The organism is Kitasatospora sp. NPDC059812 (genome assembly GCF_042732075.1).
In the GTDB taxonomy this organism is placed as follows: domain Bacteria; phylum Actinomycetota; class Actinomycetes; order Streptomycetales; family Streptomycetaceae; genus Kitasatospora.
The window spans coordinates 41,384-49,592 of record NZ_JBHWIO010000019.1; the positions used below are offsets into that span (position 1 = coordinate 41,384).

7 protein-coding genes are annotated in these 8,209 nt (G+C 70.3%); 4 read left to right on the forward strand and 3 right to left on the reverse strand.

Features of this window, described 5'->3' with window-relative positions; all coding sequences use genetic code 11:
* Positions 1–1,846: 1,846 nt before the first annotated feature.
* Positions 1,847–2,437, reverse strand: coding sequence for a TetR/AcrR family transcriptional regulator (locus ACFV6D_RS12825; RefSeq protein ID WP_380559577.1), 591 nt, complete (start codon positions 2,435–2,437; stop codon positions 1,847–1,849).
* A gap of 195 nt (positions 2,438–2,632) precedes the next feature.
* On the opposite strand from ACFV6D_RS12825, the gene ACFV6D_RS12830 reads away from it, so the two are divergent.
* The 3 genes from ACFV6D_RS12830 (at position 2,633) to ACFV6D_RS12840 (ending at position 5,512) form a co-directional block, all read left to right on the forward strand.
* Entirely contained in the window at positions 2,633–3,364 is a 732-nt protein-coding gene (locus tag ACFV6D_RS12830) for an SDR family oxidoreductase (RefSeq protein ID WP_380559579.1), read from the forward strand.
* A 92-nt stretch (positions 3,365–3,456) separates the two neighbouring features.
* The gene (locus tag ACFV6D_RS12835; RefSeq protein WP_063351876.1) at positions 3,457–4,383 is read left to right on the forward strand and encodes a LysR family transcriptional regulator; all 927 of its coding nucleotides are present in this window, start codon (positions 3,457–3,459) and stop codon (positions 4,381–4,383) included.
* Positions 4,384–4,600: 217 nt separating this feature from the next.
* Complete coding sequence (locus ACFV6D_RS12840) at positions 4,601–5,512, forward strand: MBL fold metallo-hydrolase (RefSeq protein WP_380559581.1); 912 nt, start codon at positions 4,601–4,603, stop codon at positions 5,510–5,512.
* Positions 5,513–5,538: 26 nt separating this feature from the next.
* Here the strand turns inward: ACFV6D_RS12840 and ACFV6D_RS12845 are convergent, their stop codons facing one another.
* Together ACFV6D_RS12845 and ACFV6D_RS12850 are read right to left on the reverse strand one after the other, a co-directional pair.
* Positions 5,539–6,444: an alpha/beta fold hydrolase gene (locus tag ACFV6D_RS12845; RefSeq protein WP_380559583.1), complete on the reverse strand. Its 906-nt coding sequence runs from the start codon at positions 6,442–6,444 to the stop codon at positions 5,539–5,541.
* Between the two features lie 97 nt (positions 6,445–6,541).
* Positions 6,542–7,090: a hypothetical protein gene (locus ACFV6D_RS12850; protein WP_380559585.1), complete on the reverse strand. Its 549-nt coding sequence runs from the start codon at positions 7,088–7,090 to the stop codon at positions 6,542–6,544.
* Between the two features lie 85 nt (positions 7,091–7,175).
* On the opposite strand from ACFV6D_RS12850, the gene ACFV6D_RS12855 reads away from it, so the two are divergent.
* Entirely contained in the window at positions 7,176–7,766 is a 591-nt protein-coding gene (locus ACFV6D_RS12855) for a hypothetical protein (protein WP_063351877.1), read from the forward strand.
* Positions 7,767–8,209 lie beyond the last annotated feature (443 nt).

Here is an 8,209-nt window from a genome sequence, read left to right on the forward strand (position 1 = left end):
TGTAGCTGTCCCCCAGCGAGACGATCGCCTTGGGTTTGGACGGAGCGCAGTCCGCCTCAGACGTGGACCCGGCGGTGTCGGCACCGGCCTCGGAGGCCGGAGCCGACCTGGGTACGACCGGCGCCTGGGCGGGAGCGGGCGCGGGGACCGGAGGACCTGGTCGGTTGCAGACCTGACCCCGACCGCTCGGGTCGACGGCGAAGGAAACGGGGTAGTGGTCGGAGCTCTCCATATACGTGAGGCGGCGTGCCGCGTACTGATGGCCGGCTTGAAGCCCGTGGGCAACCATGTAGTCGTATTCCGACTCAGGGTTCGGTACCTTGTACGTCGGGAGTCCGGAGTCGATGATCTGAGTCCCGGGCCCGCCCAGCCCCAGCGGAAGTGTGTCGGGCTCCCGATTGAAATCGCCCATCACTGTCCACGAGGCCGCCGGACCTGGGTACTTGTTCGCAACGGCCTGAACCAGGCCAGGGGCATCCGGGCCTCCTGGGGAGTCCGCGTGAATGTTGTAGAACCAAGCGTCATCGCGGCGGATACCGAACGCGGGGCGCGGATTGGCAACACCCCCCACCGCCGGAAGAACGCCGACTGCGACTGCCTCCCGATCGCTGACCGTCACCAGCGCCCGGCCATTTCGAGGGGTTTCCAGGTAGTAGACGTAGTAGACACGGCCGTTCTGTGGGTGGGTCCACTGGTACGTGACGACGCGGAACGCGCCGTCTGCGTCGTCGTTCCACCCGGGCGTATCGGTGTCGAACCCCGGACGCACGAACTTCATGTCCGTCTGCACCATGCCGGGCGGCACGGTGTCGGGATGCTCCTGCAACGCGACCACGTGATACCGGTCCAGGAGGTGGGGCAGGTCGTCGGGGTTCGACCATTTCGCCGTGCCCCCGCGCATGTTCCAGGTCGCCACCGTGACATCTGTGATCGCGGCGGAGGCGGGAGGTGCGAACGTCGGGAGTGTCTGCGCGAGCACGGCGATCAGAGCGAGCACCAGGACGACAGCTACGCGCGCCGGGAAAGATCGCGTCATCGGCGACCTTTTTCCCAACTGTGAACGTATATGACGGTCAAGCATTCCGTTCCTCATATCTCACGGCGCCTCATCAGGAGACACCGGGTGTCGAGTGACGCTCGATCGAAGCAGTGGGCGGTATACGTCACGTCAACGCGGGGAGGAGCTCCGAGTAGGGCGCCCGCTCCCCACAGCAGCGGCCGGGCCGGCAGGTCGCTCCTGCAGGCCCGGCCCCCGGCATCTCTAGTAGGACTTGGTCAGGTTTGTATGGATTTGGGTACGTCGCGGTGGCAGATGGGGCATTGACGGCGGGCGCCCCCTGCGTGACCGCGAGGGCCTGCAACAGGCCCACGGTCAGGGTGAGGACGAGTGTCGCGGCGACTCGACGCCAGATGGTCGGTCGACATCGTGGAATCCCGCTCGGGGGGTGACTGCCGCGCATTGACGTGTGTTCCAGGTCTTCCCTTCCGTTGACGGCACAGGGAAGTCGAGACTTTGCGAAGCAGGAATTGACACTTGATCAACGCTTGTGTTGACGCCGAAGGCCGTGTGCGAGCCCGGAGGGCCCGTGGGGTCGGCGCGGGCCTGGACACGCCCTCCGCCGTCTGGGACGCCGGGGTCAGCGGTGCGTTGATGCGCTGTCTACGCAGTCCTGCGGGCGTTCGGGCGCCTCGCCGCTGAAGGCGAGCGGGGGCGTTGTCCGGGTCGAACCACTCCCCCCGTCGAGCAGATCTCGGTGGGGCCGCTGTCCGGGGCGGCGTCCGTCGCTCGTCGGCGCGAGCGGCACGAGCGGTGAACCGGCGACCTGGTGACGTCCGGGTTCTGTCGTCAGTTACCGGGCAACTGAGGCGGCACGGATTTCAGCCCGTCCAGGGTGAGGTCGAGGAGGCGTTCGGCCTGCTCGCGCTGCTCGGGTTTGGCCGAGGTGAGGGCGATTCCGGCGAGGGCGGCGAACATGTCGGTCGGACGGATGTCGGAGCGGATCGTTCCGGCGGCGGCACCGGCCTCCATCAGGGAGTCGAGGGCGCCCTGAATCATCTCGTGACTGTCGGCGTAGGGGTTGCTGCCCGAGGCGACGACGGCTCGCAGGGCATCGGCCATGCCGTATTTGGCGGTGGCGTAGTCGATGAAGCGGCGAGTCCACACCCGCAGGGCCTCGACGGGCGGCATCGTCGCCAGGAGGCCGGCGGCGGCCTCGCACAGCCGGGCCACTTCGTTGCGGTACGCCGCCTCGATCAGCGCCTCTCGGGTCGGGAAGTTGCGGTAGAGCGTGCCCGTTCCCACGCCCGCTTCCCTGGCGATCCGCTCGAAGTGCGCGTCGAGCCCCTCCTCGCTGAACACGCGCACCGCGGCGGCCAGGATCTTGTCCCGGTTGCGCTGCGCGTCGGCCCTCAGCGGGCGCCCTGCCTCTCGGGTCATCGGCGGCTCGCTCCCTCTCTCCGTTGCTCATTCTCCGTTGCTAAGTGGAGGCTCCGCCACTTAACCTGGGCGAAGTGGCGGAGCCTCCACTTTCACTCTAGGGCATGGTCCGACCTGCCCGGACGCCCCCTCTGCTCCGCACTCCACACTCCGCACTCCAACTCCGCAATCCGCACTCTGGAAGGACAGGCGAGCATGCCAGGAATCGAAGGCAAGGTCGTGGCGATCACAGGCGCCAGCAGCGGCATCGGCGAGGCGACCGCGCTTCTGCTGGCCGAGCGCGGCGCGAAGGTCGTCCTCGGGGCACGCCGTCCGGAGCGTCTCGCGGCCCTGGCCGCCCGCATCGAACAGGTCGGTGGCGAGGCCGCCTGGATCCGCACGGACGTGACGCGGCGCGAGGACCTCCCCAACCTCGTCAAGCTGGCATGCGACCGATACGGCAAGCTCGACGTCCTCGTCAGCAACGCCGGGATCGGCCTGATCTCCCCCCTCGACGACCTGCGTGTCGAGGACTGGGAGCAGATGATCGACGTCAACCTCAAAGGTGTCCTGTACGGAATCGCCGCGGCCCTCCCCCTCTTCCGGGAGCAGGGATTCGGACACTTCGTCAACACCGTGTCCACCGCCGGACTGCGCATCGTCCCGCTCCAGTCCGTGTACGCCGCCACCAAGAACGCCGTGCGCACCGTCTCCGAGGGCCTGCGTCAGGAGGCCGGCCCCAACCTGCGCGTGACCGTCGTCTCACCCGGCGCCGTCCGCACCGACTTCGCGGAGCACATGGACCCGGCGGCGAAGGCCCAGATCGACAAGCTGATGGAGATCGCCCTCCCGCCGGCCGCAGTGGCCCGCGCCATCGCCTTCGCGATCGAGCAACCGGACGGTGTCGACGTCGGCGACATCGTCGTTCGCCCCACCGCCCAGGGATAGGCCCCCCGCGACGGGGTGAGGTGAGCGGTCGGACCGGGGCACCGGTGCTTGCCGTAGCCTGGCGGTGCCCTGCTCCCGATCCGGTCGAGGTCATGGAATTTCGTCAGTTGCGGTACTTCGTGGCGGTGGCGGAGGAGTTGCACTTCGGTCGCGCAGCCGAGCGGTTGATGATCGTGCAGTCGGCCGTCAGCCAGCAGATCGGTCGGCTGGAGCGTGAGCTGGGCGTCGAGCTGTTCGACCGCTCGGGGCGCCGCGTGCGGCTGACTGCCGCGGGGGCGGCGTTCCTGCCCGGCGCCCGTGAGGTGTTGGCGGCCGAACAACGGGCCCTGGACCTGGTCGGCGGCTTCGTCGCCGAGCGGGAGACCGTGCTGCGCGTCGGGACGAGCCGGGGCATGGGCGTGCGGTTGGAACGGGTGCTGGCGGCGCTGGGGCGAAACGCGCCCGGCACCCGGGTGGAGTTGGCGTCGGCGGCGCCGGAGGAGCGCCTGCGGCGGGTCGCCGACCGGGAGTGGGACGCGGCCTTCGTGCGCGGGGAGGTGACGACGCCGCAAGGCGTGCGGCTGATCCCGGTGTGGCAGGAGGAACTCGTGGTCGCCCTGCCGGCCCGCCACCCGTTGGCCGGGGCGGACGAGGTCGACCTCGTCCGGCTCTCGGAGCTACCGCTTCACCTGACGGAACGCCGGAGCAACCCGCCGCTGGTCGATCTGGTCATGGGTGCCTGCCGGGACGCCGGGTTCGAGCCCGTGCCCGGACCACCGCACAGCTCACTCCAGGACACCCTTGCGGCGCTGGGCGCGGGTGCTGCCGGTTGGACGGTGGTGTACGCGGCGCACGCCCACCAGCTGCGCGGCGACCAGGTGGCCTTCCTGCCGGTGCGTTCCCCGGCCGGAGCGCGGAGCGCCGAGGCGGCACTCTCCCTGCCCACCGTGTTGGCGGTGCACGGTGCCGCCGCCCCCGAGCGCGTGCGCTTCCTGCTGGAGGCCTGTCGGGAGGCGGCGCGCGACGATCGCGATTCGTGATCGTCGCGAACTCGAAGTGCTGCTGGATCGCGAGCTCCAACCGGAGTGAACTGGACACCCGCGGTCACTGCCGCCGATGCGGCCGGTACCGCCGACCACGGTTCCCCACTCGATCCGCGGGCCGTGCCCTGCTCGGCACGCCCGCCACCGGGCCGGCGCCACGTCGGACCGAAACCGACCGAACGCGCCTTCACCGCCACGCCCCAGGAGAGCGACCATGACGAACACCCCGAAGGAACAGGCCACGGACCGGACGCCGCTGGCCGAGCGACTGCGGCGACCGGCGATGACACGATCACTCCGACTCGGCGACACGAAGGTGACCTACGTGCCGGACGGGGCGGTGGAACTCAGCGCGCGCGGCTGGTTCCCCCGCAGCACGGAGGAGGACTGGGCCGCCCACCCCCAGTACCTCGACGACTCCGGCAACCTGGCGGCGGGCATCGGCGCGCTGCTGGTGGAGCACGGCGACCGTGCGCTGCTGATCGACACGGGCTTCGGCCCGCAGTCGATCCCGGCCCAGCCGGGCAATCCGCGCGGGGCCATTCACGGCGGTGCGCTGCTCGACAACCTGGCCGCACTGGGCCGTCCGCCGGCCACGATCGAGGCCGTCGCCATCACCCACCTGCACCTCGACCACATCGGCTGGGCCTGGAACCCCGCCCCGGGCCGCGACCTGCCCGCGTTCGCCGGCCGCGACCTCCTGGTCGCCGCACCCGAATGGGCACACCGCCACCTCCTGGCGGCGCGCGGCATCACCGACGAGATCCTCCGGATCATGGCACCACAGGTGCGCACCGTCCTCGACGGCGACGAGATCTTCCCCGGCGTGCACGTGCTGCTCACCCCCGGCCACACCGCCGGGCACGCGTCCTACGTCATCGCCGGGGGCGGCGAGCGGCTGATCGCCTTCGGCGACGCCATGCACTCACCGGTCCAGGTGGACCACCCCGAATGGTCGGCCGCCGCCGACCTCGACCCCGACCGGGCCGCACAGGAACGCCGGCGCCTGGTCGCCGAGTTGGCCCGACCGGGCACGATCGGCTTCGGCGTCCATTTCGCGGACGTGGTGTTCGGCCGGGTTCACCTCGACGGTGACGGCCCCGCCTGGCGAGCCGTCGCCGACTGACCGCTGCCTGCCCGACGTTCCGCTCCCTACACGGTGTGCTCGCGAATGATTTCGCCGATCTGCTGGGGAAGTCCGGGGGAGAACAGTGTGTGCCCCATACCGGGAATCGGCTGGAATCGGGAGTGAGGGATTTCATCGGCGAGGGCACGGCCATGCGGTAGCGGGCGCAGGGGATCTTCCGTGCCGTGCATGACCAGTGTCGGGGCCCTGATCGAGGACAGCGGAGCAAGGCGGTCTTCGGTCATGTGGCGTCCAGCCAGATCGTGGTTGAGGGCCGCACTGTGGTTACCGGTCCGGTCGAAGGAGGCTTCCACGAAGCGGCGAGCGGCAGGCTTGTCGAAGGGAAGGATGTCGCCGTTGAGCACGCGCCACGTCTCCAGGTTCGCTGTGACGTACTCGTCGCGAGTCCCCTGCGGGAGAGCGGCGCGTTGTGCGAGGTGCGCCAGGAAGCGTGCTGCGGGTGGCGGCAGGTCGCTGGGGTCGGGTGCCTGGCCGGCCATGGCGCGCGCCCAGGCCGGGCCCGCACTGTGGCCCATCGGGCCGGTCATCATCGCGGTCAGAGTCAGTACGCGTTCAGGGCGGTGAACGGCCAGCCATTGGCCGATCGCACCGCCCAGGGAGGCCCCGACGATGTGCGCGGCGGCGACTCCGTGGCCGTCGAGCACGGCCGTCGCATCGGCTGCCATGTCCGCCAGCGTGTAGGGGTGGGTGGCGAAGTCCAGGCAGGTGGAGCGGCCGGTGTCCCGGTGGTCGTAGCGGATGACCTGGCGACCGCTGGCGGCCAGCACATCCACCAGCTCGTCCGGCCATCCGATGCCGGGTGCGGCGGTCCCCATCACCAGGAGGACCGCCGGGTCGTTCGAGTTGCCGACCCGTTCGGTCCACAGGCGCAATTCGCCGGATTCGACAATTAATTCAGCGCTAGCAGTCATGGGCGCCAACATAGCGAACGAGTTGCCAATTTTCCACATCCCCAATGAATATGACTTTCCATCGAATTATGGTAGAATACTGAATAGTTCGCGGGCTTCAGGAGTTGGTCGACCAGGTAGGCCATTCGAGGCTCTCGACCTCCGCCAGCCGCATGACACCGCTCGTCCACGCCCGCGAAGGACCGCGCCCGGGCGACGACGAGAGAACAGCGACCTGAGCAAGCTGGTCCGCATCTACACCGAGGCGATCCGCCGGCTGACCGTCGACCTGTGATCGCCAGCGGCGAGAACTACCGAAACCCCTGTCAGCGGCCCGCGGTTGACTGACGCCATGGATGACACCACCGACCACCTGCACCGCATCGACGCCCTGCTGGCCCGCCCGGCCCCGGGCATCGCCTGCCTGCCGGCCGACGGCGACCTCACCACCGCCCACCGCCGCCTCGTTGAGGCGCTGCGCCCGCGCTGGGGGTCGTCGCGCAACCTCGCGACCGGCGGTTTCGTCGACCCGACGCTCGACGGCGACAGCGGGCTGCCGCTGGTAGCCCCGTTCGCCGGGCGTCTGGTCGAGCTGTGCGGGTGGGCGGTGGGCGAGCGCTGGATCGGCTGCGGGATCGTCCGGGACAACGACGGCGGCGCGCCGCACCTGGTCGCGGTGACGGCCCGCCGGGCCGACCCGGCGACGGCCTGCCTGCTCGCCGAGGACGGGGAGGAAGAGGTCGACGTGCCGGGTGACCGCTGGGTTCGGCGGCTCGCCGCCGCGACGGGCCGGCCGAAGTCGCGGCAGTGGCCCGTCGACTGGTCGTCGGCCGAGGCCAGGCTCGGTACCGCCCTGCCCCCCCGACTACCGGCACCTGGCGGAGCACTTCGGCCCTGGCACGTTCGCAGGCTTCCTCGACATCTCCCTGCCCGGCCCCCCGCCCGGCCACGACGACCCGTTCCCGCAGTTCCTGTGCCTCGTCGAGCACACCCTCCACCTTGCCGAACTCGCCGCCGCCGACCCCGGCATCGCCGACCTCTACCGGCCTCACCAGCTCCACCCGGCCCCGGGCGGGCTCCTGCAGTGGGCTGGCTCCGTCCAGGCCGACCAGTTCTACTGGCTGACGGAGGACGCAGACCCGAACCGGTGGCCGGTCATCGCCCGCAACGAGGACGGCGACAGCTGGGCGCGGTTCGAGGGTTCCACCGCCGAGTTCGTCCACCGGCTCCTCACCGACCACCGGCACCCCTTCTCAGTCGCTGAGCTCATCGACCGCCCCGACTTCGAGCGGTACGAACCCCACGAGCCCGACAACCCCTTCGACGACCATCGTCTGCCGTAGTAGGGCGGTTGCCAGGTTCGCGATGCGGACAACGGACAGCTTGGTGAACCCGCATAAGGACACCGCCCGTCCGAGTTGCCGGCTGCCCGAGACCTCAGGCCCCTGCCGCCGGCACCAGAGCCGACGGCGGGCCAGGGAACCCTCCCACAGCCGCCCCGGCCGGGGGAGAGAGGAGAGGTCTCGGGCGTCAGCTGCTTTCGTTCGTGACCGCCTCCGATCCCGAGGCCGGGACGGGCGAATAGTCGGGCATCACGGGGAGGCTGATCACCGGTCACAGAGGCGGCGCTCACCGACCCCGAAGACGCCCTTCGCCCCGTCAGGCGAAGGCACCGGCAACTCACCGACGCCAGATGAGTGGGGGCCGGGGCGAGGGCCGGGCCCCCCCAACGTGGCACCCCCCCCCCCCCCCGGCCAAGGGTGTCGGGGCCGGGGGCGGGGCCGGC

Excerpts from the sequence above, each read along its gene's own strand:
- ACFV6D_RS12825 (WP_380559577.1), bottom strand. The coding sequence starts at position 2,437 with ATGACCCGAGAGGCAGGGCGCCCGCTGAGGGCCGACGCGCAGCGCAAC.
- ACFV6D_RS12830 (WP_380559579.1), top strand. The coding sequence starts at position 2,633 with ATGCCAGGAATCGAAGGCAAGGTCGTGGCGATCACAGGCGCCAGCAGC.
- ACFV6D_RS12835 (WP_063351876.1), top strand. The coding sequence starts at position 3,457 with ATGGAATTTCGTCAGTTGCGGTACTTCGTGGCGGTGGCGGAGGAGTTG.
- ACFV6D_RS12840 (WP_380559581.1), top strand. The coding sequence starts at position 4,601 with ATGACGAACACCCCGAAGGAACAGGCCACGGACCGGACGCCGCTGGCC.
- ACFV6D_RS12845 (WP_380559583.1), bottom strand. The coding sequence starts at position 6,444 with ATGACTGCTAGCGCTGAATTAATTGTCGAATCCGGCGAATTGCGCCTG.